Source organism: Rhodoferax sp. (genome assembly GCF_028714215.1).
Taxonomy (GTDB): Bacteria; Pseudomonadota; Gammaproteobacteria; order Burkholderiales; family Burkholderiaceae_C; genus Rhodoferax.
The window spans coordinates 1-24,965 of sequence record NZ_JAQTMS010000015.1; the positions used below are offsets into that span (position 1 = coordinate 1).

Sequence of the window (24,965 nt, forward strand, 5' to 3'; positions counted from 1 at the left end):
ATTGCCACGTTTGCAAGGCTAAAGTTGCTGCTACTGAATCGGGGCGCGCGGAACTTTTTACCAGCGATGAAGAGTCTGAGCAGCCTTATGGAACACGAGTATTTGTTGGTAACTGCCCAAGCTGCGGCACCATTCTTGTTGGCGAATCAGATCAAGTCGATTTCGAGGGCATCGACGCATACGAGGATCGCTGGAGTGACATCGTCCGCGTATACCCAAAGCCTTCAAAGTCATTTTCGAGCTGGCGTATTCCTCGCGTTGTTACCGACTCCCTAAATGAAGCAGATCGTTCTCTTCAGGCTGGTGCCAATATTGCCGCATGCGTCATGCTTGGCCGTGCCTTGGAAGCGCTATGCCGCGACATTCTTGACCCCACACCTACCAAGCCGGATGCGGCGCCCGCGAAGCCAAAGAAGAAGCTAATGCTTGGCGAAGGCATAAAGAAGTTGCGCGATGCGAAAATCATCGACGACCGCCTTTATGATTGGAGCCAACAACTCCAAGCGTTTCGGAATCTCGCCGCACATCCCGAGGACATCAGCATTTCACGAGAAGATGCGGGAGACCTGCAAACTTTCGTAAATGCAATTGTTGAGTACGTCTACGACCTTGCAGACCGCTATGAAGAATTCAAGACTCGCGCAGAAATTCGGGCTAGACGAAAAAAGTCCTAACACTACGTATATGGACTCCCCCACAAGTGCAAGAAACTGACCGATAGTTTGGCTGTTGGGGAAGCGCCTGCAGTCGTATATCCGGCATCTATTGTGGACTCTGGTGTGGTCCGTGCCGACATGGAATCTGCGTCACCGATAGCTGTCCGGTCAGAACTGGCTGATCAGTTCGCGCAAGATCTCCGACCCATCCCGGTCGCGCACCGCCGGCGCCGCCTGTTCGGCAAAGCTCAGTGCGACGACAAGGGGCATCCAGCCCGTCATAACCTCCGAATTGAGCAGGGTCAGCGAGGGGTGGCTTTCCAGCACCAGCCGTTCGATGGACTCACACGAGGGGTTCGCGCAGTGCAGCGGCGGCGAACTCACGAGGTATTCGCGACAGGATAGAGGTCGATCCGGGTGGATCGAACAGGCATCGTCTTCAAGAAACGGGCAGTCAACCCCGGCCCGGAAATAGTCCATGCCGAGCGCAGTGACGCTGCCGTCGCCCGGTTGGGTATGACGCTCGATCAGGCCGTCGGTCCCCAGCGCGGCCAGCGCGTCCGCGAAACGCTGGCGCACCTGGGTCTGGCGCGGTTCGGGCATGGCCGAAACCAGATCGCTCAAGGCGCGAGCCTCTGGCGCCGAAATCGGCACCAACTGACGGCAACAGGCCCCGCAGCCGGCGCGGCACGACACGCTCTTGCCGTGGGCCTCCAGCCGTCGGCTCGCCCGCTCCGCCATCAGGCTGCTAAGCCCCTGGACGATGGGCAGCAGCGCTTGGACGCTGATCTGGCCTGATGGGATCGTCAGTTCCAGGTGCACCGGTTCTCCGCTGAGCACGAGGACGACCTTGCCTGTGACCAGGTCCTCCCGTTCCGGATCGCCGGCGGCAAGCCGGATGACATCTTCCATCTCTGGACTCTACTTGAGGCGACGTGCGCGCCTTGTGATAGGCGGCGTTCGCTGGGGCGATTACTTGGCGCCGGGCTTGGCTGGCAGGACGCAGACTTTTTGCGAGGCACCCCAGGAAAAGGACTGGACCTCAATCTTGCCACCGGCAGTCTTGCAGCCATCTGCGTTTGCCACAGTTCCGACCTTTTGGCCGTTCTTGACCAGTTCATACTTGAAAACGTAGTCTGTCTTGGCCTGAGGAGAGTTGTCTTGCATCTTGATCTTGGCCCGCGCGGCGGTGTCTTCAACCTTAATATCATTGGTTGGAGCCGCGTGTGCGGCAACTACCATCACGCCCAGGTCGAAGGCAATTGCGCCGGCAGCAATCAGTACGGATTTCTTCATGTTGTCTCGCTCCTTGTAACGGATGGACTTTTCAACCGCATGGAGTCACTATTGCCGCTTGGTCAGTCATCGACAAGAGTACAAACCCTTGCCTTGGTACGACACGCAGATTGACCGGCGCACCACCACAACGCGCTGTTCAGGAGAATGCTTTGCGGTGCGCCGCACGCAGAGCTACCCCGCGACGCACTGAATCGCTGTTTCGCCCTGTCACCAGTTGACGCACTGAATCGGTATCCAAGGCCGGCGCCGGTGCAGGCCTGGGGGCGGTCAGTTCGGAAATCTCTGTAGCCGCTTTTGTCTCTTGCCGTCATTGATGGGAATTGCCGCGTTACCCGTGGCTGACCTGAATCGGAATCACTGGTGGATCAGGCCAGCAGCGGCAGGCACAGCGAGGTTTCGCTGGCGTAGCTGCAGTGCGCGCATTGGAAGCGTGCCGTGAAGCGCTCGCACTTGACGCTCTGCTCGCGCCGGTGCGTCAGCGCCAGCGGACCTTCGCAATCCGGGCAGGCGCGCAGCATCGCGATGCTCACTTCCATGCCCCGCATGATCGCGCTGTCACGGGTGGACATATTTGTCGTTGGCCAGCGCTTCTTCACGTAGCAAATGTAATTTGATGTACACTTATTTATACATTCATGACGAGGCCTATCAATTGGCGAGGAAGCTCCCTCAAGGACCTCCAAGCGTTCCCCGATGACGCAAAGCACAGAGCTGGGTATCAACTGCGCAAGGTCCAGCAGGGGGAGCAGCCTGACGAGTTCAAGCCGATGCCGGAAATCGGGGGCGGCGTGAACGAAGTCATCGTGGATACGGCTGATGGATGGTTTCGAGTGATGTATGTCGCGAAGTTCGAGGAGGCCCTGTACGTGTTGCATTCTTTTCAGAAGAAGACCAACAAGACATCGCAGGGCGACAAGGACATTGCCAAGCGCCGGTATGGCGCGGTGTTGATTGAAAGGAAGACCAAATGAAAACCGTGCACCTAGACGATGACCAGAAGAGTGGTCATATCACACCTGCCGACGGTAACGTGTTTGCCGATTTGGGTTTTTCACCGAAGCAAGCAAAGGTAATGTTGAAGCAAGCCGATGCGCGCATTGCCAAGTCGCAGAAATTGAAGAAGGATGCGGCAATTGCCATTGCCCAATGGATGCAATCCGAAAAACTCACCCAGGTCGCCGCGTCCGAGATTCTCGATGTCTCACGCCCGCGTGTCTCGGACCTGGTCAACGCAAAGCTCAACCGCTTTTCGTTGGATACGCTCGTCACGATGCTCTTACGTACGGGAAAAACGGTGGAGTTAGTCGTTCGCTGAAGTCGTCGACTGCTGCCCGTTTTGGAACGAGCCAATTCATGGAACTGTCGGACTCGACGCGCCGGATCAGGCCAGCAGCGGCAGGCACAGCGAGGTTTCACTGGCGTAGCTGTAGCGCCATCGACCTTAACCGGTCATGCGCCGCCCTCTATGTTCTGGACCGGGCGTGGCTTTGTGGCGCGTATTTTTGGCGCGTATTTTGACAAATCGCGCCAATAAAGCTAATCTATTGGCGTGAATAAGCCAGTTACGCGCCAATAAGAGGTAAAGCATGCCAAAAAAACTTCCTGACGACCTGAGCGTAAGAATAGAGGCCGAGATTGCCCGGCACCCGGATGGAGCCGGCACCGACGAGCTTCACGTCGCGCTGGCCGACATCGTCAGTCGCCGCACCTTGCAGCGCCGCGTGGCCTCGCTTGTCGAGCAGCGGCGAATTTGCGCCGAAGGCGATGGACGCGCGATCAAGTACCGGCTTGCACCGATCATTGGCACTGCAAATATCGTCCTTGAGCCTTTGACCATGCAGGCTAGCGCCGAGGTCTACGTCCCCACCTCGCCGCAAGGCGATGACATCAAGACCTACGTCCGTCAACCCATCCAGGGCCGCAAGCCAGTGGGCTATGACCGTGCACTGCTGGAGACGTATCGCCCCAACGAAACCTACTACCTGCCGCCGGAAATTCGCCAACACCTGCACAACATTGGCCGCTCCCCCGCTGGCGAGCGGCCGGCGGGTACCTATGCCCGGGATATTCTGGGGCGGCTGCTGATCGACCTGTCCTGGGCATCGAGCCGGCTCGAAGGCAACACCTACACCCGACTCGACACGCAGAACCTGATCGAATTGGGTCAGGCGGCCGCAGGCAAGGATCGCCGCGATGCGCAAATGATCCTAAACCACAAAGCTGCCATCGAGTTGTTGGTCGACCAGGCCGAGGACATCGGTTTCAACACCTTCACCTTCTTCAACCTGCACGCGCTGTTGTCGGAAAACCTGCTGGTCGATCCGGGCGAGAGCGGGCGGCTGCGCCGCCGCATCGTCGAGGTCAGCGGCACGGTGTTTCACCCGCTGGGCATTCCGCAGCAAATCGATGCTTATTTCCACATGACTATGGACAAGGCTACCGCAATCGGTGATCCGTTCGAGCAGGCCTTTTTCATCATGGTCCACATCCCTTATCTGCAACCGTTCGTGGACGTGAACAAGCGCGTATCGCGGCTGGGCGCCAACATCCCGCTGATCCAACACAATCTGTGCCCGCTATCCTTCATCGACGTTCCCGAGCAGGCCTATGTGGAAGGAACCCTTGGCGTCTATGAGCTCAAGCAGGTCGATCTGCTGCGCGACGTGTTCGTGTGGGCCTACGAGCGATCCTGCCAGCGCTACATGGCCATCCGCGAAACCGTGGCCGAGCCCGATCCCGTGCGTCTGCGTTACCGCGAGGCGCTGATCACTGTGATCAGCGAGATCGTGCGTGGCCTGAAATCTCCTGGTGCAGATGCAGTGCGCACCGTGGCGGCACCACTGGTGCCGCGAGAGGATCTGGAGCCAATCACCGAACTGGCTCTCATCGATCTGCGCAATCTGCATGAAGGCAACGTCAGCCGTTACCGCCTGCGCTTGTCCGAGTACCGTGCGTGGCAGCCCATGCAACAGGGTGGAACCTGACTCGACGCGCTGGATCAGGCCAGCAGCGGCAGGCACAGCGAGGTTTCGCTGGCGTAGCTGCAGTGAGCGCATTGGAAGCGGGCGGTGAACCGCTCGCACTTGATGCCTTGTTGGCGCCGGTGCGTCAGCGCCAGCGGACCTTCGCAATCCGGGCAGGCGCGCAACATCGCAATGCTCACTTCCATGCCCCGCGCGATGGCACCGTCGCGGGTGCGGAAGTCTTCATCCAGCACGATCGTGTGGCACTCGAAAGAGGCGATGCCCCAGCTTTCAAGCTGCTCCAGAAGATTGTCGAAAAACGCAATGGTCCGGGGCGCCTGCGCCAGGGCGAGTTTCTTTCCTGATGCGGTCAACATCGAGCGCGGGGCCACCCGGGCGTAGGTCAGTTCCCGGCTCAGCGTCTGGACCAGCGCATCGACCAGGCCGCGTCCGCGCAGGGCGGCCTTGGTAAAGAAGGCGCTCACGCCCAGAGCCCCCAGCTTTTCGAGCCGGTCCGCGTCCTGCACGATGCGGCTCGGGCCTATGCACGGGCGGTGCTCGTCGTAAAGCGCGCGCAGCGACTCAAGCACGGACTCGATCGCTGTGCGTTCCAGGCCCACCTCGGTGAGCATCTTCTGGGCCAGCAGCGCCGCATGCTCTTCTTCCGGTATGCGGTCCTGATGGTAGGCGCCCTCATGAAACTTGCCTGCATCGTGGTACAGCGCCACCAGCGTGGGCAGGAACGAATCGACCCCTTCCATTGCGGCGATCTTGTGGGCGATGGCGGCCGTGCGCAGTGTGTGTTCCAGCAGGAATTGCGACGCCGCCTGACCGGCCTGCTGGTTGTAGCGCGCCTCGGCCTCAACCAGCATCTTTTCGATGCTGGCGTGCAGCCCGGGAAAGCGTGCTTCCAGCCCCTTTCGGACGTCGTTCATGATCGGTTCCCGGTCCGGATCTTTCGAAAGCAGTCTCGCAGTTCCGTCACGAAAAGTTGGGGCTGCTCGAGGGCCGCAAAATGCCCGCCTTTGTCGGTCTCGTTCCAGTGCACGATATCGGCCAAGTGGCGCTGCGCCCAACGCCGCGACGGACGGGAAAATTCTTTCGGATAAATGGTCACACCGACCGGAAGGGCCAATGGTTGCGTCCTGAAGAAAGCCAGGCTCTCCCAATAGAGTCGCGCCGATGAGGCGGCGGTGGCCGGCAGCCAATAGAGCATGATGTTGTCCAGCATGGCATCGCGGCTCAGGGCGCTCTCGGGCTCGCCGCGGTTGTCGGTCCAGGCATAAAACTTCTCGTAGATCCAGGCGGCCTGTCCGGCCGGTGAGTCGGTCAGGCCATAGCCCAGCGTCTGCGGCCGCGTGCGCTGCTGCTTGGCGTAGCCCGAGTCGCTGCTTCGATAGAACTTCATCGCCGCAACCGATGCCTGCTCGGCCTCGCTGAGTTCTGCCAGATCGGTCTTGTCCGGATAGATCAGCGGCATGTTGAGATGCACGCCGGCGCATTCAGGCGGCGCCAGCATGCCGATGGCGGTGGTCACCGCGGCGCCCCAATCGCCGCCCTGGGCAAAGTAGCGCTGGTAGCCCAGGCGCTTCATCAAGCTGATCCAGGCGGCGGCGATTCGTTCGACGCCCCAGCCGGTGCCGGTGGGCTTGTCCGAAAAACCGAAACCGGGCAGCGACGGAATCACCAGGTGGAAGGCATCGGCGCCGTCGCCGCCATGGGCGGCCGGGTCCGTCAGCGGACCGATCACGTCGAGAAACTCGACCACCGACCCGGGCCAGCCGTGCGTGAGGAGAAGCGGCAGGGCATTGGGCTCACGCGAGCGGATGTGCAGAAAATGGATGCGCAAGCCGTCGATGTTGGTGCGGTACTGGCCCAGCGCGTTGAGGCGTGCCTCGCAGCGTCGCCAGTCGTAGTCGCGCGCCCAATACTCGCACAGCGCCTTGATCCGCTCCAGCGGCACGCCCTGGCTCCAGTCGGCTACGGTTTCGCGCTCCGGCCAGCGCGTGTTGAGCAGCCGTGACCTAAGGTCGGACAGCGCCTCGTCGGAAACGGCCAGTTTGAATAGGTCGACCGATACGCTCGCCGGCGCGCTGATGGGTGTTTGCAAATTGTTCTCCGCGACTGATTTGTGAGTTGTACCCGAATCCCGACCCGGTCTTTGGCCTTATTGAAAAAAAGGTTTTTGAGCAATACTGGTAATCGGGTACTATTATGCAATAATGGCTCGCAGGCGCAAATCGATCCAGTAGCAAGACACCAACCGGGGAGCACCCATGATGTTATCCACTTCACCTGTCCAGCAAATCCTGGAGCGTTGCCAAACGCTGTTTGACGACCTTCATTTCAGCGCCGTCAAGGACTGGAAAGCGGCCCAGCCCGGGCGCAAAGCCATTGGCTACATGCCGGTCTACGTGCCGCGCGAACTGATTCACGCCGCCGGCATGCTGCCGGTGGGCATTCTGGGCGGCGGCGACCAGTTGGAAGTGATCCAGGGCGACGCTTATTACCAAAGCTATATCTGCCGCATCCCGCGCTCCACCATCGAGATGGGGCTGACCGGTCGGCTCGACTGTCTGGACGGCATGCTGTTCCCAAGCATCTGCGACGTCATCCGCAACCTCTCGGGCATGTGGCAAATCCTGTTCAAGGACAAGTACGTGCGCTACATCGACGTGCCGCAAAACTACGAAGATGAAATCGGCGGCAAGTTCTACATCGAAGAGATGCAGATACTGCGCGAAGACCTGGCCCGGCTGGCCGGCAAGCCCATCACGGACGAAGCGCTGAACGCCTCGATCGCCGTCTACAACCAGAACCGCGCCGCCCTGCGCGAGCTGTATGCCTACCGCGCCGCCAAACCCTGGCAGGCACCGACCTCCGAGGTCTACCTGGTGCAACGCGCCGGCATGATCCTGCCGCCCGAGGAGCATACGCAACTGGTGCGCGACTACATCGCCGCCACCGACACCGTGGCACGCCCGAAGCGCGACAACGCCCGCGTGGTCATCAACGGCACCTTCTGCGAGCAGCCGCCGCTGGCCCTGATCAAGTCGATCGAGATGGCCGGCTGCTACGTGGTGGACGACGACTTCATGCTGGTGGGCCGCTGGCTGCTGGACCATGTGCCCACCGATGGCAATCCCCTGCAGGAGCTGTCCAAAGCCTTTTTGCACCGCTCGGCCACCACCGCGGCCAAGTACGACACCACGCGCGAACAAAAAGGCGTGTACCTGATGAAGCAGGTCAAGACCATGGGCGCCGAGGGTGTGATTTTTGCGGCACCCTCGTTCTGCGACCCGGCCCTGCTGGAGCGCCCCATGCTGCAGGACGTGCTGACGCAACACAAGATTCCGCACACCGCTTTCAAGTACGCCGAGAACACCGGCCAGATGGCGCCGATCCGGGAACAGGCCGGCACTTTTGCCGATTCAATCAAGCTTTGGAATGCATCATGAACACCCCCATTGCCATGCCCACCTCCGTCAAGAAGCCGCAAAACGTCCAGAAAGAGGACGCCATGTGGCTGCAAAAAGAGCTGATCAACAAGAACTACATGGAGCTGGCGACAGCCCGCGCCAACAACCGCAAGGTGTCGGCCACTTTTGTGCCGGGCAACCTCAACGAGTTGCTGATGTGCTTCGACTTTGCCCGCAGCCTGCCGGAAACCAATGCGCTGCAAAACGGCATGCGCAAGAAGTCCGGCAAGATGATCATGGACGCCGAGCGCGACGGCCAGTCGGAAGACGTCTGCACTTACGTCAAGGCCGATCTCGGTTCGATGATGGGCGGCGAGATCGGCCCCACCGGCGACCCGCTGCCCCGGCCCGACGTGCTCTTGTTGTCCTACACCGGCTGCTTCACCTTCATGAAGTGGTTCGAGCTGATACGCCACAAGTACGGCTGCGAAACGGTGATGCTGCACGTGCCCTACCAGGGCGAGGGCAAGATCGCCCCCAACATGCGCGACTACGTGGTCAAGCAGCTCAAGGAAACGGTGATTCCGACGCTGGAGCGCATCTCCGGCGTCAAGTTCGACATCGACCGCCTGCGCCAGTACATGCGCGAATCGGCCAAGGCCGAGGAAGACCTGGTGGCGGTGCTGCAGTCGGCCAAGAACCGCCCGTCGCCGATCGACGGCTACTTCGGCGCGGTCTATTACATAGGCCCGATCTTCACCGCTTTTCGCGGCACGCCCGAAGCCACCCAGTACTACCAGGTGCTGCGCAGCGAGATCGAGGAGCGCGTGCGCTTGGGGCTTGGACCGGTGACGCCCGAGGGCGCCATGGGCGAGGAGAAATACCGCCTGATCGTCGAGGGGCCGCCCAACTGGACCAGCTTTCGCGACTTCTGGAAGATGTTCTACGACGAGGGTGCGGTGGTGGTCTCCAGCACCTATGCCAAGGTCGGCGGCCTCTACGACTTCGGCTTCCGGCACGACCCGGACCATCCGCTGGAGTCGCTGGCCGAGTACTGCCTGGGTTGCTACACCAACCTGAACCTGCCCAGCCGCATCGACATGATCTGCAAGTACATCGACGAGTACCAGGCCGACGGCTTGCTGATCAACTCGATCAAGAGCTGCAACAGTTTCTCGGCCGGCCAGTTGCTGATTCTGCGGGAAGTCGAGCGGCGCACCGGCAAGCCAGCCGCCTTCATCGAGACCGACCTGGTGGACCCGCGCTACTTCTCCGCCGCCAACGTGAAGAACCGGCTGGAGAGCTATTTCCAGATGGTCAAGGCCAAGCGCGTCGGAGCCGCGGCCGCCGCCGTCGCCGCTGCCGGCATGGCCGGTGCGTCGGCCGGCAAGATCATCCCCATCACGGCCTACTGAAGCGGAGGACAGCCATGCGTTGCTTTATCGGTATCGACCTCGGATCCACCACCACCAAGGCGGTGGTGATCGACGAGCACCAGAACATCCTGGGGCGCGGCATCACCAACTCGCGCTCCAACTACGACACTGCCGCCACCATCGCCAAGCAGGAGGCGATGGTCAACGGCCGCTTCTTCCTGTTCCGCCAGGCGCTGGGCACCACCCATGCGCTGAACGGCGCGCTGGACGGGTTTCTGGGCCAGCTGGAGCGCGATTTCAGGCTTGAACAGTACCTGGAACAACTGGGGGACTTGGAGCAAACCTGCCATCGCAGCCTGGCCAGCGCCAGGTTTGGTGACAATTCCAAGGCCGTCGGCGAGGCCTTGACCGAGGTCTTCCGGCGCCTGCAGAGCGAAGCCGCCGAGCTGTTCAAGCCCGGTGCCAAGCGCAAGTCCGATTTCTTCCGCGACATCGCCGGCAGCCAGTACCTGGCGATCGGCGAGGCGGTGGCCAAGGAAGCCGGCACACGCTACGACTTTCTGCTCAATGTGTTCGACCGCTCCATCATCGAGGTCGAGAACCGGGTCTATGCCGACTCGATCCGGCGCCACCTGCTGGCGGCGTTGGAGCGCACCTTTGTCGCCATGCCTGAAACAGCCGCCCGGCGCACGCAAGTGGAGGCGCCGATCAAGGGCATTCTGGACACCGAGATGGAGGAGACCTACATCGTGGGCACCGGCTACGGCCGGGCCCGGCTGCCGTTTTCCAAGGAGCACATCCGCTCCGAAATTCTGTGCCACGGCCTCGGTGCGCATGTCATGTACCCGGGCACGGCGACGGTGCTGGACATCGGCGGCCAGGACACGAAAGCGATCCAGGTCGATCCGGCCGGCATCGTCGAGAGCTTCCAGATGAACGACCGCTGCGCCGCCGGCTGCGGGCGCTACCTCGGCTACATCGCCGACGAGATGAACATGGGCCTGCACGAGCTTGGCCCCCTGGCCATGAAGTCGACCAAGACGATACGCATCAACTCCACCTGCACCGTGTTTGCCGGCGCCGAGCTGCGCGACCGCCTCTCGCTGGGCGACAAGCGCGAGGACATCATGGCCGGGCTGCACCGCGCCATCATCCTGCGCGCCATGTCGATCCTGGCGCGCTCCGGCGGCATTCGCGACCAGTTCACCTTTACCGGCGGCGTGGCCAAGAACGAGGCGGCGGTGAAATCGCTGCGCGACCTGATTTATGAGAACTACGGCAAGCTGACCATCAACATCGACCCGGACTCGATCTACACCGGCGCGCTGGGCGGTGCCACCTTTGCCTGGCGCGCCGTGGTGGACGATGGGAAAGTAGTCGAGAACCGCCCAAATTGACTATTCATGCGCTTCTGAACATGACCAACACAGGGCTCTCGCTGTCATCCCGGGCTCGACCCGGGATCCATGGATTGCGGGTGCTGAAACCCCGGACCTGATCCGGGGCCGCAATTACAACGCTACATCTATCCACTAGCAACTGATCAAATGGAGAGTAAGTATGAGCATCACCACCATTGGCATAGACATCGGTTCCGGCGCCGTCAAGTCGGTGCTGTTTCGCTCTGACGAGGACGGCACGCAGCACTGGCTGTCCAAACGCTGCGAACGCATCCGCAGCCGCGATCCGATGCTGCTGGCGCAGCAAGGTTTTGAGGGCGTGATGGAGGAAGCCGGGCTGACGCGCGACGACATTGACTACATCGCCACCACCGGCGAAGGCGAGAACGTCAAGTTCGCCACCGGCCACTTCTACTCCATGACCACGCACGCCCGCGGCGGCGTCTTTCTGGACCCGACGGCGCGCGCCGTGGTCGACATCGGGGCCTTGAACGGCCGCGCCATCTACATCGACGAGCGCGGCAAGGTGCTGTCCTACAAGATGACCAGCCAGTGTGCTTCCGGCTCCGGGCAGTTTCTGGAAAACATCGCGCGCTACCTGGGTGTGGCGGTGGAAGAAATCGGCGCCCTCTCGCAAAGCTCCAAGGAGCCGGAGAAAGTCAGCTCCATCTGCGCCGTGCTGGCCGAGACCGACGTCATCAACATGGTGTCGCGCGGCATCGCCACGGCCGACATCCTGAAGGGCATTCACATGTCGATGGCCTCGCGCGTCGTCAAACTGCTCAAGATCACCGGCATCAAGACCGGCACCGCGCTGATCACCGGCGGTCTGGCGCTCGACAGCGGCCTGCTGGCCGCCATCCAGGAAGAAATGGTCACCGAGAAAGTGGCGGTGACGGCCCGGGCGCACGCCGATTCGATTTACGCTGGCGCTATCGGCGCGGCGCTGTGGGGCGCCTTCAGGCACAGTAAACTCGCTGAACTGGAGGCGCAGGTCGCGGCCTGATTCTCCCTACCCCCTACTGAACCCAAAGGAAACCAATATGGCCTTGATCATCACCGAAGACTGCACCGCCTGCGACGCTTGCCGCCCGGCCTGCCCCAACGAAGCCATCAGCGTTGGCGACCCGCTCTACGTCATCGATCCGCTGCGCTGCACCGAATGCGTGGGCGCCGAGGACGAACCGCAGTGCAAGCTGGTCTGCCCGGCCGACTGCATTTCCGTCAATCCGGATTTCGTCGAGACGCCCGAACAGTTGATGAAGAAGTACGAAGACCTGCACGCCTGACAGCCCCATCGAGTACCCAGCATGGCCGGCCCAAGCACCGAGTTCTGGCAACAACGCTTCGAGCAGAACGAGATCGGCTGGGACCGCGGCAGTCCCAGTCCTCAGCTATTGGCCTGGCTCGACAGCGGTGAACTGCAACCCTGTCGCATTGCGGTCCCGGGTTGCGGCAGCGGCTGGGAAGTCGCCGAGTTGGCCAGGCGCGGCTTTGCAGTCACCGGCATCGATTACACCGCCGCCGCGGTGGAGAAAACGCGGGCACTCCTGCAAGCACAGGCTCTCAAAGCGGAAGTCGTCCAGGCGGACGTCCTGAGCTACCGCCCGGCGCAGCCCTTTGATGGCATCTACGAGCAGACCTGCCTGTGTGCGATTCATCCTGACCACTGGTTTGAATATGCCGGACAGTTGCGTGACTGGCTCAAACCAGCGGGCACACTGTGGCTGCTGCTCATGCAGATGCTTCGACCGGCGGCCAGCGAGCAGGGCTTGATCGTGGGGCCGCCTTATCACTGCGACATCAACGCCATGCGGGCGCTGTTCCCTGAGCGTGTTTGGCTGTGGCCCAAACCACCTTACGCGAAAGTGCCCCATCCGAGCCTGGCCCACGAGTTGGCGCTGCGATTGAATCGCCGCTAAACGCGCCTTGTCAATTCAAGCTCTGAAGCACTGGCGCTGCGTTGGCCTGCTGTTTCTGGGAAGTGTCTGCCTGACTGTCCAGGCACTCGATGGCGTGCTGCGCGACGCCTCGACCGGTCGGCCGATCGCCCTCGCCACACTGGTTGCCGGCGACGTGCTGGCGCGCAGCGACGCGCAGGGCCGGTTCGACTTCGGCGCTGGCGTACACGCCACCCGCGTCTCGGCGCGTGCGCCGGGCTACGCGCGGCTGGAACGCGCGGTCCAGGGGGTTGAGCCACTGGCCCTCACGCTGACGCCGCTGCGGCCCAAGGCGATCTATCTGACGCCTTACGGCCTCGGCAGCGCCACGCTGCGTGGCGATGCCTTGAAACTGATAGACGACACCGAATTGAACGCACTGGTCATCGACATCAAGGGTGACCGGGGACTGGTGCCGTTTCGCAGTGCCTCCCTGGCCGCGGCCGGTTTGCCGCAGACCGCCGTCACGGTCAGCGACATGCCGGCGCTGATGAAGACCCTGCGCGCGCGCGACCTGTACCTGATCGCGCGCATCGTGGTATTCAAGGACGAGCCGCTGGCGGCGGCCCATCCGCAGTGGACCGTGCGTGACGCGCATGGCGCCCAGTGGAAGGATCGCGAGGGGTTGCCGTGGATAGACCCGTTCCGCCGCGAAGCCTGGGAGCGCAACCTGGCCCTGGCCGAGGAGGCCGCGCAGCTCGGCTTCGACGAGGTGCAGTTCGACTATCTGCGCTTTCCCGATGCCACCGGCCTGCAGTTCTGCGAGCCCGACACCGAGGAGCGGCGCATCGCCGCTATCAATGGTTTCCTCGACGCCGCGCAGCGCCGCCTGCTGCGCTACAACGTGTTCGTTGCCGCCGACGTCTTCGGCTACATCGCCTGGAACAGCAACGACACGCACATCGGGCAACAGCTCGAAGCGGTGGCACGGCACGTGGACTACCTGTCGCCGATGCTGTACCCGTCGGGCTTCACGTTCGGTATTCCGGGCCACCGCAACCCGGTCGCCGCGCCCTATGACATCGTCTACGACAGCCTGCAACGCGCGCAGCAGCGCACCGGTCTGCCGGGTGTGCGTTTCAGGCCCTGGCTGCAAGCCTTTCGCGACTATGCCTTCGACCGCAGGGCTTTCGGCGAGCGTGAAATCCGCCAGCAGATCGAAGCCGCCGAGGCCGCCGGCACCGACGGCTGGATGTTGTGGAATGCGCGCAACCGTTACGACGACGAGGGACTGCAGGCCGCGCCGCCGTCCAATGCAGCGCCCTGAAGACCGCCTACAGTGCCAGTCCGCGGCATTTCTTCGCCCGATTGCGGCAGCTGATGGCGCTTACTTCCTGGCGCGGATCCTGGCCAGTTCGCCCTGCGTTTCATTCCACAGATCCATGCCCACATCGGTACCGATGCCGGCGTACACCTTGGTCAGCTTGTCGCGCATGCGGGCCGATTCGGCCGGCGACAACTCGTTGATCTGCATGCCCTTGGCCTTCAGATCGCCCATCGCCTTGCCGGCTTCTTCCCGCGTGTCCTTGCGCTCGTAGTCGCGGCTCGCCTTGGCCGCATCCATCAGTATCTTCTGCTCGTCCTTGGACAACTGACTCCACCACTTTTTGCTGGCCAGCACGATCCACGGGCTGTAGACGTGGTTGGTGACGGTCATGTACTTTTGCACTTCGTAGAACTTGCTCGACAGGATGGTGTTGAACGGGTTTTCCTGGCCGTCCACGGTCTTGGTTTCCAGCGCGCTGAAGAGCTCGGAAAAGGCCATCGGAATGGCGTTGGCACCCAAGGTCTGGAAGCTGCTCAGGAACACATTGTTCTGCATCACCCGCAGCTTGATGCCCTGCAGGTCTTCCATCTTGGTGATGGCGCGCTTGCTGTTGGTCAGATTGCGAAAACCGTTTTCCCAGTACACCAGCCCGACCAGGCCCTTGTCCTGCAGCTTGTCCTTGATCTTGTCACCGATCGGACCGTCCAGCATGGCGTCCGCTTCTTTCGTGTTGGCAATCAGGAACGGCGTGTCCCAGATCGCCATTTCCTTGGTGATGCCCACCAGCGTCGCGGTGGAGCCGACCATCATTTCCTGGGCACCGCCGATCAGGGCTTGTTGCATCTGGACGTCCGGGCCCAGGGCTGCGGCGCCAATGGCGCGCACCTTCATCTTGCCGCCCGAGGCTTTTTCCACCTGCTCGGCAAACACCTTGGCGGCGCGGCCCTGGTTGCTTTGCTCGTTGAGGCCGTAGCCGAAGCGGATCAGGCGTGGTTTGATGTCCTGGGCCAAGGCCGAGAACGAAGCGCCCAGCAGCGCGGCAGTGGCGGCGGCAATGAGCGTACGACGAAGAATAGTCATGAAAATCTCCTGGGTTGGAAAGAAATGAACGGAAGAAAAAACGCGGGCTATCGCATCCACGCCACCGGCGCGGTGACGATCTGCGGGAACAACACAAAAAGAAACAGGATCAGCGTGTAGGTGAGGAGAAACGGGTTGACGCCCTTGATCACCTGGTGCATGGAGATTCGGCCCACCCCCGCCACCACATTGAGCACGGTGCCGACCGGTGGCGTGATCAGGCCGATGGCGCCGTTCAGGACGAACATCAGGCCGAAATAGACCGGGTCGATGCCGGCCTTGACGGCAATCGGCAGCATCACCGGGGCGAAGATCAGGATGGTGGGCGTCAGATCCAGCGCGGTGCCGATAACGATCAGCACGATCATCATCACCAACATCAGCAGGCGCGGGCTTTGCACCAGCGGCCCGAGCCAGGCGGTCAGCACGCTGGGCAGATCGGCCAGCGTGATCATGTAGCTCGCCACCTGGGCGCCGGCGCACAGAAACATCACGATGGCGGTGGTCTTGGCGGCACGCACCAGCACACCGTAAATTTCGACCATCTTCATTTCACGGTGCACGAACAGCGCCACCACCAGCGCGTAAAACGCCGCCACCACCGCCGCCTCGGTGGGCGTGAAGAGGCCGGTCTTCATGCCGCCAATGATGATCAAGGGCATCAGCATGGCCCAGAACGCCTTGAGCGTGGCGCGCAGCCGCTCCTTCATGGGCAGGGGTTCGCCTTGCGGCAATTGCATGTCGCGCAGCACCCATTTCCAGGCCACGATCAGCCCCACGCCCATGATCAGGCCCGGCACGATGCCGGAGATGAACAGCGCCGAGATCGAGGTATTGGTGGTCACGCCGTAAATCACGAACGGCATGCTGGGCGGAATGATGGGTGCAATGATGCCGCCCGACGCGATCAACCCGGCCGAGGTGTGCATGGGATAGCCCTGTCTGCGCATCATGGGCAGCAGGATGGTGGCCAGGGCCGCGGTATCCGCCAGCGCCGAGCCGCTCATGCTGGCCATCAGCACGGCGGCGCCAATGGCCACGTAGCCGAGTCCGCCCCGGATATGCCCGACCCAGGCCTGCGCCATGGCGATGATGCGGCTGCTGATGCCACCCGAGTTCATCAACTCGCCGGCCAGAATGAAGAACGGTACCGCCAGCAGGGGAAAGCTGTCGACGCCGGCCACCAGGTTTTGCGCCAGCAACTGGGTATCCCAAAACCCCAGCACCAGCGCCATGCCGGCGCCGGTAAGCACCAGTGCCAGACCCATGTTCATGCCGATGCCCATCAAGAGCAGCATGCCCACCGAAAAAACGATAAAGGCCAGACCTTCGTTACTCATCGCGCTTACTCCACTTCGGCGCCGTGACCGAGGTCCAGCGGTGTTTGTTTGATGAGTTCAAAAAATGCCATGACGCCGATCGCCACGGCGCACAGCAGGGCCGGCAGGGGCAGCAGCGCAACCGGGTAGTGCAGCACCACGGAGTTGCTGTCCAGGCCCACCAGCACCTGCTGCCAGGCACCCCAGCCGACCAGGGCGCAACCCAGCAGCACCAGCAGGCGGATCAGCGCAGCGGCCAGGGCCATGGCGCGCGGACGCTGCGCCAGCAAGCCGACCAGGCTGGTGAACGCCATGTGCTCTCCCAACGGGTAGGCGGCGGTGGCGCCGACGAACACCATCCAGACAAACAGCAGGCGCGACAATTCCTCGCTGGCCGCCACGCCGCTGCCGAAGCCGTAACGCAGCACCACATTGATGAAAACCGATACCGCCATGACGCCCAGACAGAGGGCCAGAATCAGGTTCGCGCTGCGTTGAAAGAGGGAACTGGCGGCGTTGCCAATGTGTGGGGTACTCATGGGGTCTCCTTGGCGCGTAGCCACGCGCTTACCTGGTGTTGAAGTTGCTCCGGCGGCGCCAAGGCGTCCAGTCGCAGCACGCCGGTCTCGCCGCTGGGGTTTTCCAGCGTTGCAAACTGGCTGTCGACCAAGCTGGATGAAAAGAAATGGCTGGGCGCGCGCGCCGACACCCGCGCTTGCGCCTCGGCGCGACTGATGTCCAGAAAGACGAAACGCAGGCCAGGTGCCGCCTGCCGAAGACGCTCCCGGTAGGTGCGCTTGAGCGCCGAGCAGGTCAGTACCACGCCCTCGGGCTGGGCTCGCAGCAGCTCGCTCAGAGTGGCCAGCCAGCCTTCGCGATCGGCGTCGGTCAGTGCAATGCCCTGGCGCATCTTGTCTCGGCTGGCGGGACTGTGGTGGTCGTCACCCTCAACCAGTTTCAGTCCGCTGGACCGGGCCACCAGGGTCGCAAGACTGGATTTGCCGCAACCGGCGACGCCCATGATGACGATGGAATGCATTGGTCTCAATTCAATTGGATAGCGCTATCCCAAGTATTTTAAAAAAATTAGTCATCAACAAGCTTGATCTTCATCAGCAATTTCGAACAACCGCCGATAAGGGAAATCCCGCTTTCCAATGACAACCGGATAGCGCTATCCTATGCTGAAATAGAAACCTGCAAATCGGTAGTTACCCTGATCCATGAAAACCCCTGCTCTCCGCCCCCGAGCCACCGGCCGCATCACGCTGGCCGATGTGGCGCGCTCCGCCGAGGTCAGTCCCATCACTGTTTCCCGCGCCCTGCGCGGGGAGCGTGGGGTGGACCGCGCCCTGGTCGATCGGGTGCAGGCGGCGGCGCACAAGCTGGGCTATGTCCCCAACCCGGCGGCCCGCGCGCTGGCTTCGGGGCACAGCACCCATGTGGCGGTGCTGATACCGATGCTCTCCAATGCGCTGTTCGTGGACTTGCTGGAAGCCATTCAGCGCACGCTGCGCAAAGCCGGCTACCAGACGCTGATCGGCGTCACCCATTACGACTTCAGCGAGGAGGAAACCCTGTTGCGCGAGCAGTTGCTGCATCGCCCGGCCGGCCTGCTGGTCACCGGCCTGGAGCGCAGCGACGCCACGCGCCAGCTGATAGCGCAAAGCGGCGTGCCCTGCGTGCACATGATGGACGCCTCGGGTATCCCGGGCCTCTACTGCGTGGGCTTTTCCCAGGCCGATGCGGGTGCCGAAATGACGCGGCACCTGCTGTCCCGGGGCCGCCGCAGGATCGCTTTTGCCGGCGCCCAGCTGGACCCCCGCACGCTGCAGCGGCTGGAAGGCTGGCGGCGTGCCCTGAGCGAAGCGGGACGCCATGACGCCACGCTGGAGTGGCTCAACCCGGCCCCCTCCTCGATCGCGCTGGGTGGGCGCATGTTCGAGCAGATCATGGGGCAGCAGCCGGCCATCGATGCCATATTTTTCTGCAACGACGACCTGGCGCAAGGCGCCTTGCTGGCGGCGCTGCGACTGGGCGTGCCGGTGCCTGAACGGATTGCGATTGCCGGCTTCAACGATTTGACCGGCAGCGACCAGATGCTGCCGCCACTGACCACCGTGCGCACGCCGCGCGCTGAAATTGGCGAAGCGGCGTCGCGCATGCTGCTGTCGCTGATGACCAGAAAAAGTGTGGCCACGCCCTGCGTCGACCTGGGCTACCAGATCGTGGTACGGGGCAGCACCTGAAGCCTTACGCGGAATAGACCGTTGATGCGGTGGCGCCGCCGCGCCCGGTCCAGTTGGTATGGAAATACATTCCACGCGGCTGGTCAACCCGCTCGTATTGGTGCGCGCCAAAATAGTCGCGCTGCGCCTGCAGCAGATTGGCCGGCAGCTTGGCGCTGCGGTAGCCATCGTAATAGGCCAGGGCCGAGGACATGGCCGGCGTCGGGATGCCATTCTTCAGCGCTTCGGCCAGCACATTGCGCAAGGACTGTTGCGCCAGGCCGATGGTCTCTCTGAAGAACGGATCGAGCAAGAGATTCACCAACTCCGGATTGGCATCGAAAGCTTCCCCTATCTTGCCGAGAAACACCGAACGGATGATGCAGCCGCCACGCCACATCAGCGCGATGCCACCGTAGTTGAGTTTCCAGCCGAACTCCTGCGCCGCCGCGCGCAGCAATTGATAGCCCTGCGTATAGGAAATGATCTTGGCCGCATACAAGGCCTTGCCGAGGTCATCGATGAAGGTTCTCCGGTCGCCGCCAAAGCGGGCCTGGGGGCCGGTCAAAACCGTGGCCGCCAGCACCCGCTCGTCCTTCATGGAGGACAGCACGCGGGCAAACACCGACTCGGTGATGAGGGTGAGCGGCGCCGCAACATCCAGCGCAGTGACCACCGTCCACTTGCCGGTTCCCTTCTGGCCCGCCTTATCCAGGATCTTGTCCAGCAAGGGCAGGCCGTCCTCGTCCTTGACGGCCAGAATGTCCCGGGTGATTTCAATCAGATAGCTTTTCAGTTCGCCCTCGCTCCAGACCTTGAACACCTGGTGCATCTCGGCAGCGCTCATGCCCAGCAGGTTTCGCATCACGTCATAGACTTCGCAAATCAGCTGCATGTCGCCGTACTCGATGCCGTTATGGACCATTTTGACGAAATGGCCGGAGCCCTCCGCCCCTATCCAGTCGCAGCAGGGGACGCCGCCATCGACCTTGGCGGCGATGGCTTGAAAGATCGGCCCGACGCTTTTCCAGGCGGCGACGGAACCACCGGGCATGATCGAAGGCCCCAGCAAGGCGCCCTCCTCGCCACCCGATACGCCGGCTCCCACATACAACAAGCCCTTGCCTTCCAGCATTCTGGTTCTTCGCGTGGTATCCGAGAAATGAGAATTCCCCCCGTCGATGATGATGTCGCCCCGCTCAAGAAGCGGCATCAACGTTTCAATGATCTCATCCACCGGCTTTCCGGCCGGGACCATCAGCATGATTTTTCTGGGGAGTGCCAGGGACGCTATCAATTCCGGCACCGACTGGCAGCCCAGAATTTTCTTGCCCTGCCCGCGGCCGGAAACAAAGCGCTCGACTTTTCCCGGTGACAGGTCGAACACTGAAACGCTGAAGCCCTTGTCTGCCATGTTGAGGGCCAGGTTTTCGCCCATCAGTCCGATACCGATGAGCCCTATTTGAGATGGCATTGTGATTTTTCCGATCGATCAAGTGATTCGTTTTGAACTGTCCACTTATTGTCTGTCAATCGGGTCTTCGCCACTCTGGCCCCGACTGCCGGCTATGAAGTGGATTGACCACAGACTCTGATGTTGGCATAGTTGCCAACATGCGAGCTCGGCAAGGGCGACCACTGCCACTTGGAGGGACATGAGTTGCCCTACACCTTTGTCAGCGTGGAGCAGTTGGTTGAAGACTTTATTGCCGCGGTCAGCGCCAGGAGATAGAAATGAAAAATCGTTACCTCACCATCACGATGCAGCCCGACTGGCGGGGTGCGTTACGCGCCGCGGGAAAAGCAGCCAAGGCCGATACCTACCAGGGCGAGGTGCTGAATTTTGAGAGTCCCGGCCACTTCTTCGGCCAACTTACCGAGAAGCGTTGGGAGATTGTCCGTGCCTGCCAGGGCAAGGGGGAACTCCCCGTACGGGAGCTGGCCCGCGTAGTGGGGCGTGATGTCAAGCGCGTGCATGATGACGTGGTGATGCTGGCTGAACTCGGCTTGCTGGAGCGCACCGAAAGTGGCGGCGTACTTTGCCCTTTCAGCTCCATGCACATCGACATGTACCTTAAGGCGGCTTGAGCGGGTATCCTAAATCTGTCACTGTCAAGCCAAGAACCACGGGACACAAAGTGGACTACATGACTGTCCAGCTTTGACCAGTCACCGAGCGTCTTTTACATACTTGTCGAACCAGCGCACCATCTCGTAAATCAGCTGCTCATTGGACTCCATGGCCGTGTACCAGTGCGGCTCGTGCGGCAGCATGACCAGGCGCGCGGTGCCGCCGTTGCCGCGGACCGCCTCATAGAGTTTGCTGGCTTGCAGCGGCGTGGTACCGGGATTGGCGTCATCGGCACCGTGGACGATCAGCAGTGGCGTCTTCAATTTGTCGGCGAAGAAGAAAGGCGAGACTTTCTGGTAGACCTCCGGCGCCTCCCACACCGACCGGCGTTCGCTCTGGAAGCCGAACGGTGTCAGGGTCTTGTTGTACGAGCCGCTGGTGGCCACGCCGGCCCGGAACAGATCCGAATGCGCCAGCAGATTGGCCGCCATCAACGCGCCATGGCTGTGGCCGGTCACCCCGATGCGCTTGGGATCCGCCACACCCAGACGCACCGCTTCGTCGACCGCCGCCTTGGCATCGGCGACCAGTTGCTCAAGGTACGTGTCGTAGGCCTTCTTCGGGTCGCCGACGATCGGGAAGGAGGCGCTGTCAATCAGGGCATAGCCGGCCAGCAACAACAGACGGTGCAGCCGCAAGCGCGTGAACGTGGCCTGCGATCCCGAGACCTGGCCCGCCTTGGACGCATCGGCATAGTCCAGCGGATAGGCGTACAGGATGGTGGGTACGCGCGTGCCCTGCTGGTAGCCGGGCGGGGTGTACAACGTGAACGACAAGTCCAGCCCGTCGGCGCGCTTGTATTTGACCAACTGCTTCTTGATGGCCCGCACCGCGGGCGTCGGATCTGGAATGCGGGTGATGGCGACGCGGGTCGAAGCGAAGGCCGCTTCCCCGGCCGCGGCCGCCACGGCGGGACCTAGCGTTCGCAGGAAAGCGTTGGGCGGATCGATCACCGACTGGTGCCAGGTGATGAAGCTGCGGGCGTCGGTTCCGGCGAAGGCAAGAAAGCGTTCATAGGCATCCTTGTCGCTGCGAAACAGGCGCTCGGATTTTTGCGTCTTCAGATCGAGGCGGTCCAGGAACGGCCGGTCTCCCTGCGCCGACGCGCCGGCTCCTGACAGGTAGATCGAATCGCCGTCCATGCGAACCACCCAGGAGCCGTTGGCGAGTTGCCGGTGCAGCGACCGGCCGGGGTTCAGATATTTCTCGTCGGTGGAAATATCCCACAGCAGGCGCGGCTGCTGCTGACTGTCGTCGACGTTGACAACGAAGGTCCGCTTCCAGTGCCGGTTATGGTCGTACTCCTGCAGCAGCGCAATGGCCGGCTGCTCGCTCCAGTCGAAACCGTCAAAGCGCTGCTCGGTCCGGGCAATCTCGACGGCAGGCGAACTGAAGGGCGCTTTCAGCATCAGCACCTTATCGCGCGCGGGCACCTTGACGTTCCAGTCACCGCCGTCCAGCGCCTCCGCCCACAGCAGCGTTGCCGGATCGGTGGCACGCCAGGCAAAATCGCGCGGGCCTAGCGGTACGCCATGAATCGGCACCCGATCGGCCAACGGAATTGACGCAATGGGGTGCGTGACGATTTTCGAGCGGTTGGCTGTGTCCCAGACTTCGATAGTGCGCGGGAAGCGTTCATAAGTGGTGACGTAGGAGTAAGGCTTGTGAATGGCCGTCACCAACAGATGGCGGCCGTCCGGCGCCGGGTCCAGTGACTCGTAATTGCCGGGTTTGCCCAATCGCGTGATGACCGAAGTGACGGCATCGACCAAGGCCGGTTGCGCGGCAGCGTAGTAGTCGAACAGATCCTCGTCATGCTGGTTGCCCAGCGTGTCCCGGTTCTCGTAGGTGCTGCTTTGCCCTTGTTGGCCGCCGGTCTCCTGGATGCTGGGGCCACCCGGCACCAGGGGCTCGGGCGGTGGCGCGCCCAGGCCATCGGGAACCAGTTTGACCAGCAGCGTGGCCTGGTCCGGCATCCATTGCAACTCGCCGTTGAACATGGGATTCAAGCGAACGCCTGGCACCTGGTGCACCGTGCCGGTCCTGGCCTCGCCAACCCACAATTCGACCGCTTGCGCGGCCACGTTGGCAAAAGCGAAGCGCTTGCCGTCGGCCGACCAGACCGGGGAATCCGGGCAGGCGCCGGCCGGCAGAGCGACCGGCGTTCGCGCCGCATCGGCAACCCGAACCAGCTCGAAGCCGGTGACGCAATGCTTGATTCCGTAGCCGCCCGGGGTATCGCGCTTGCCGTGATTGGCCGGCTCCACGCGCACCCCGGCGAGCCGCAGGAATGGCGCGGCCACGCGCGACATGGGCGGATAGTCCTGCCAGGAAACCAGAAGAATCGTGTCCAGGGTCGGACTGACATAGGGCGTTGGCGGCGACGGTGCGTGCATCACATCCAGAATGACCTTGGGCGGCTGGTCATAGCCTGCTGCGGATTTGATCGGCGGCGTGGCGGTGCTCGCAACTGGCGCAGACACGTTGGGCTGCGCCGCCAGATTGACGGGCGCAAACAGCGCGACCACTGCCGCGATGAGGGAACAAGTAAGGGTGGACTGGCGTATCACAGGCTTTGTCTCCGAAATAACCGTCGGGTCTTGCGGTCTGGGCGACAGCAAAGCAGTGATCCTACTGCATGCGCCGGCACCCGGCGTGCTGGCCGGTGGGCGGCCGCTCATGAAGACCGACAAGCCCAGTTGCACCGGGCACAGAAGCAGCACCGCAGCGAACTTTGGGGCAAATGGCTACCATGTACCAGCAGCAGGGTTGGCTGAGGCGGGACTTCTGCTTTTGCGTCCTATTTTGGGGAAACCGTGATGCCTGATTTGTTTGAAAACCCTATGGGTCTGATGGGTTTTGAGTTCGTTGAATTCGCCTCGCCCACGGCCGGTCTGCTGGAAGCTGTTTTTGAGCGCATGGGCTTCACTTTGGTGGCCAGGCACCGGTCCAAGGACGTGGTTCTATTTCGCCAGGGCGACATCAATTTCATCGTCAACCGTGAACCCAAAAGCGTGGCGGCTTACTTTGCCGCCGAGCACGGTCCGTGCGCCTGCGGCATGGCGTTTCGCGTCAAGGACGCGCACCTGGCCTACCAGCGCGCCATCGAGTTGGGCGCACAGCCGATCGAGATCAAGACCGGGCCGATGGAACTGCACCTGCCCGCCATCAAGGGCATTGGCGGTGCGCCGCTGTACTTGATCGATCGCTTTGAAGACGGTAAATCGATCTACGACATTGACTTCGACTTCCTCGACGGTGTGGATCGTCACCCGGCGGGCCACGGTCTGAAGTCGATCGATCATCTGACGCACAACGTGTACCGCGGTCGCATGGCGTTTTGGGGCGGCTTCTACGAGAAGCTGTTCAACTTCCGCGAAATTCGCTACTTCGACATTCAAGGTGAATACACCGGCCTGACCTCGCGCGCCATGACCGCGCCCGACGGCAAAATCCGCATCCCGTTGAACGAGGAATCGAAACAGGGCGGCGGACAGATTGAAGAATTCCTGCTGAAGTTCAACGGCGAGGGCATTCAACACATTGCCCTGATCTGCGATGACCTGATCGGCACGGTGGACCGGCTGGCGCGTGCCGGCGTGCCGCTGATGGCGGCGCCCAGCGCCAGTTATTACGAGATGCTGGACGGCCGCCTGCCTGGCCATGGTCAACCGGTGCCGGAGCTGCAAACGCGGGGCATCCTGCTGGATGGCAGTACCGAAGGCGGCAGGCCCCGTTTGTTGCTGCAGATCTTTTCGGAAGCGCAGTTGGGGCCGGTGTTCTTTGAGTTCATCCAACGCCAGGGCGACGAGGGCTTTGGCGAAGGCAATTTCAAGGCGCTGTTCGAATCGCTGGAACGCGATCAATTGCGCCGCGGCGTGATCGAA

Annotated in this window: 24 protein-coding genes and 1 pseudogene; 14 read left to right on the forward strand and 11 right to left on the reverse strand. The window is 62.0% G+C overall.

Going from position 1 to position 24,965, the window contains the following annotated elements:
• Positions 1–674 (forward strand): DUF4145 domain-containing protein (locus PHS32_RS09010; protein ID WP_301078595.1); only part of this gene is annotated, 674 nt, incomplete at its 5' end.
• A gap of 150 nt (positions 675–824) precedes the next feature.
• Here the strand turns inward: PHS32_RS09010 and PHS32_RS09015 are convergent.
• From PHS32_RS09015 to PHS32_RS09025, 3 genes are all read right to left on the reverse strand, one after another.
• Positions 825–1,568 (reverse strand): YkgJ family cysteine cluster protein, encoded by a 744-nt coding sequence (locus tag PHS32_RS09015; RefSeq protein WP_301078596.1) that lies wholly within the window; start codon positions 1,566–1,568, stop codon positions 825–827.
• Between the two features lie 60 nt (positions 1,569–1,628).
• A complete protein-coding gene (locus PHS32_RS09020) occupies positions 1,629–1,952 on the reverse strand; it encodes a hypothetical protein (RefSeq protein WP_301078597.1) in 324 nt (107 codons plus the stop codon).
• A gap of 368 nt (positions 1,953–2,320) precedes the next feature.
• Positions 2,321–2,524, reverse strand: a complete 204-nt coding sequence (locus tag PHS32_RS09025) for a hypothetical protein (protein WP_301078598.1) — start codon at positions 2,522–2,524, stop codon at positions 2,321–2,323.
• A gap of 66 nt (positions 2,525–2,590) precedes the next feature.
• Here PHS32_RS09025 and PHS32_RS09030 point away from each other — a divergent pair, with 66 nt between their 5' ends.
• The 3 genes from PHS32_RS09030 to PHS32_RS09040 all read left to right on the forward strand — a co-directional run bounded on the left by PHS32_RS09030 (position 2,591) and on the right by PHS32_RS09040 (position 4,939).
• The gene (locus PHS32_RS09030) at positions 2,591–2,926 is read left to right on the forward strand and encodes a type II toxin-antitoxin system RelE/ParE family toxin (protein WP_301078599.1); all 336 of its coding nucleotides are present in this window, start codon (positions 2,591–2,593) and stop codon (positions 2,924–2,926) included.
• On the forward strand, positions 2,923–3,270 hold the full coding sequence (locus PHS32_RS09035; RefSeq protein ID WP_301078600.1) for a helix-turn-helix transcriptional regulator: 348 nt from the start codon (positions 2,923–2,925) through the stop codon (positions 3,268–3,270). The genes PHS32_RS09030 and PHS32_RS09035 overlap by 4 nt, the downstream gene beginning before the upstream one ends.
• A 271-nt stretch (positions 3,271–3,541) precedes the next feature.
• On the forward strand, positions 3,542–4,939 hold the full coding sequence (locus PHS32_RS09040; protein WP_301078601.1) for a Fic family protein: 1,398 nt from the start codon (positions 3,542–3,544) through the stop codon (positions 4,937–4,939).
• A gap of 14 nt (positions 4,940–4,953) precedes the next feature.
• On the opposite strand, the gene PHS32_RS09045 is transcribed toward PHS32_RS09040, so the two are convergent.
• Both PHS32_RS09045 and PHS32_RS09050 read right to left on the reverse strand, forming a co-directional pair.
• Positions 4,954–5,853: an HD domain-containing protein gene (locus PHS32_RS09045; RefSeq protein WP_301078602.1), complete on the reverse strand. Its 900-nt coding sequence runs from the start codon at positions 5,851–5,853 to the stop codon at positions 4,954–4,956.
• A complete protein-coding gene (locus PHS32_RS09050; RefSeq protein ID WP_301078603.1) occupies positions 5,850–7,028 on the reverse strand; it encodes an epoxide hydrolase family protein in 1,179 nt (392 codons plus the stop codon). The genes PHS32_RS09045 and PHS32_RS09050 overlap by 4 nt, the downstream gene beginning before the upstream one ends.
• 166 nt (positions 7,029–7,194) lie before the next feature.
• On the opposite strand from PHS32_RS09050, the gene bcrC reads away from it, so the two are divergent.
• The 7 genes from bcrC to PHS32_RS09085 all read left to right on the forward strand — a co-directional run bounded on the left by bcrC (position 7,195) and on the right by PHS32_RS09085 (position 14,320).
• Positions 7,195–8,376 (forward strand): benzoyl-CoA reductase subunit C, encoded by a 1,182-nt coding sequence (gene bcrC / locus PHS32_RS09055; RefSeq protein WP_301078604.1) that lies wholly within the window; start codon positions 7,195–7,197, stop codon positions 8,374–8,376.
• A complete protein-coding gene (bcrB, locus tag PHS32_RS09060) occupies positions 8,373–9,752 on the forward strand; it encodes a benzoyl-CoA reductase subunit B (protein WP_301078605.1) in 1,380 nt (459 codons plus the stop codon). Before bcrC ends, bcrB begins: the two co-directional genes overlap by 4 nt.
• Before the next feature lie 14 nt (positions 9,753–9,766).
• Positions 9,767–11,110: a benzoyl-CoA reductase subunit A gene (gene bcrA, locus PHS32_RS09065; RefSeq protein WP_301078606.1), complete on the forward strand. Its 1,344-nt coding sequence runs from the start codon at positions 9,767–9,769 to the stop codon at positions 11,108–11,110.
• 163 nt (positions 11,111–11,273) lie between these two features.
• Entirely contained in the window at positions 11,274–12,119 is an 846-nt protein-coding gene (gene bcrD / locus PHS32_RS09070; protein WP_301078607.1) for a benzoyl-CoA reductase subunit D, read from the forward strand.
• Positions 12,120–12,156: 37 nt separating this feature from the next.
• Positions 12,157–12,402 (forward strand): YfhL family 4Fe-4S dicluster ferredoxin, encoded by a 246-nt coding sequence (locus PHS32_RS09075; RefSeq protein WP_301078608.1) that lies wholly within the window; start codon positions 12,157–12,159, stop codon positions 12,400–12,402.
• A gap of 21 nt (positions 12,403–12,423) precedes the next feature.
• Positions 12,424–13,035 (forward strand): methyltransferase domain-containing protein, encoded by a 612-nt coding sequence (locus PHS32_RS09080; RefSeq protein WP_301078609.1) that lies wholly within the window; start codon positions 12,424–12,426, stop codon positions 13,033–13,035.
• Between the two features lie 7 nt (positions 13,036–13,042).
• Positions 13,043–14,320 carry a putative glycoside hydrolase gene (locus PHS32_RS09085; protein ID WP_301078610.1) on the forward strand — a complete coding sequence of 426 codons (1,278 nt, stop codon included), beginning with the start codon at positions 13,043–13,045 and terminating at the stop codon, positions 14,318–14,320.
• A gap of 60 nt (positions 14,321–14,380) precedes the next feature.
• Here the strand turns inward: PHS32_RS09085 and PHS32_RS09090 are convergent, their stop codons facing one another.
• The 4 genes from PHS32_RS09090 to PHS32_RS09105 are packed head-to-tail and all read right to left on the reverse strand — an operon-like array spanning position 14,381 to position 17,740.
• On the reverse strand, positions 14,381–15,400 hold the full coding sequence (locus tag PHS32_RS09090) for a TRAP transporter substrate-binding protein (protein ID WP_301078611.1): 1,020 nt from the start codon (positions 15,398–15,400) through the stop codon (positions 14,381–14,383).
• Between the two features lie 47 nt (positions 15,401–15,447).
• Positions 15,448–16,740 carry a TRAP transporter large permease subunit gene (locus PHS32_RS09095; RefSeq protein WP_301078612.1) on the reverse strand — a complete coding sequence of 431 codons (1,293 nt, stop codon included), beginning with the start codon at positions 16,738–16,740 and terminating at the stop codon, positions 15,448–15,450.
• A gap of 5 nt (positions 16,741–16,745) precedes the next feature.
• Positions 16,746–17,258 carry a TRAP transporter small permease subunit gene (locus PHS32_RS09100; RefSeq protein WP_301078613.1) on the reverse strand — a complete coding sequence of 171 codons (513 nt, stop codon included), beginning with the start codon at positions 17,256–17,258 and terminating at the stop codon, positions 16,746–16,748.
• On the reverse strand, positions 17,255–17,740 hold the full coding sequence (locus PHS32_RS09105; RefSeq protein WP_301078678.1) for a gluconokinase: 486 nt from the start codon (positions 17,738–17,740) through the stop codon (positions 17,255–17,257). Before PHS32_RS09105 ends, PHS32_RS09100 begins: the two co-directional genes overlap by 4 nt.
• A 202-nt stretch (positions 17,741–17,942) precedes the next feature.
• Between PHS32_RS09105 and PHS32_RS09110 the strand changes: the two genes are divergently transcribed.
• On the forward strand, positions 17,943–18,968 hold the full coding sequence (locus tag PHS32_RS09110) for a LacI family DNA-binding transcriptional regulator (RefSeq protein WP_301078614.1): 1,026 nt from the start codon (positions 17,943–17,945) through the stop codon (positions 18,966–18,968).
• A gap of 4 nt (positions 18,969–18,972) precedes the next feature.
• On the opposite strand, the gene gnd is transcribed toward PHS32_RS09110, so the two are convergent.
• Complete coding sequence (gnd, locus tag PHS32_RS09115) at positions 18,973–20,421, reverse strand: decarboxylating NADP(+)-dependent phosphogluconate dehydrogenase (protein WP_301078615.1); 1,449 nt, start codon at positions 20,419–20,421, stop codon at positions 18,973–18,975.
• A 260-nt stretch (positions 20,422–20,681) separates the two neighbouring features.
• Between gnd and PHS32_RS09120 the strand changes: the two genes are divergently transcribed.
• Positions 20,682–21,035: a hypothetical protein gene (locus PHS32_RS09120; RefSeq protein WP_301078616.1), complete on the forward strand. Its 354-nt coding sequence runs from the start codon at positions 20,682–20,684 to the stop codon at positions 21,033–21,035.
• Positions 21,036–21,116: 81 nt separating this feature from the next.
• Here PHS32_RS09120 and PHS32_RS09125 read toward each other — a convergent pair whose 3' ends face one another.
• Positions 21,117–23,801, reverse strand: coding sequence for a prolyl oligopeptidase family serine peptidase (locus tag PHS32_RS09125; protein WP_301078617.1), 2,685 nt, complete (start codon positions 23,799–23,801; stop codon positions 21,117–21,119).
• 96 nt (positions 23,802–23,897) lie between these two features.
• Here PHS32_RS09125 and hppD point away from each other — a divergent pair.
• Positions 23,898–24,965, forward strand: a pseudogene (hppD, locus tag PHS32_RS09130) (4-hydroxyphenylpyruvate dioxygenase); the annotation flags it as partial.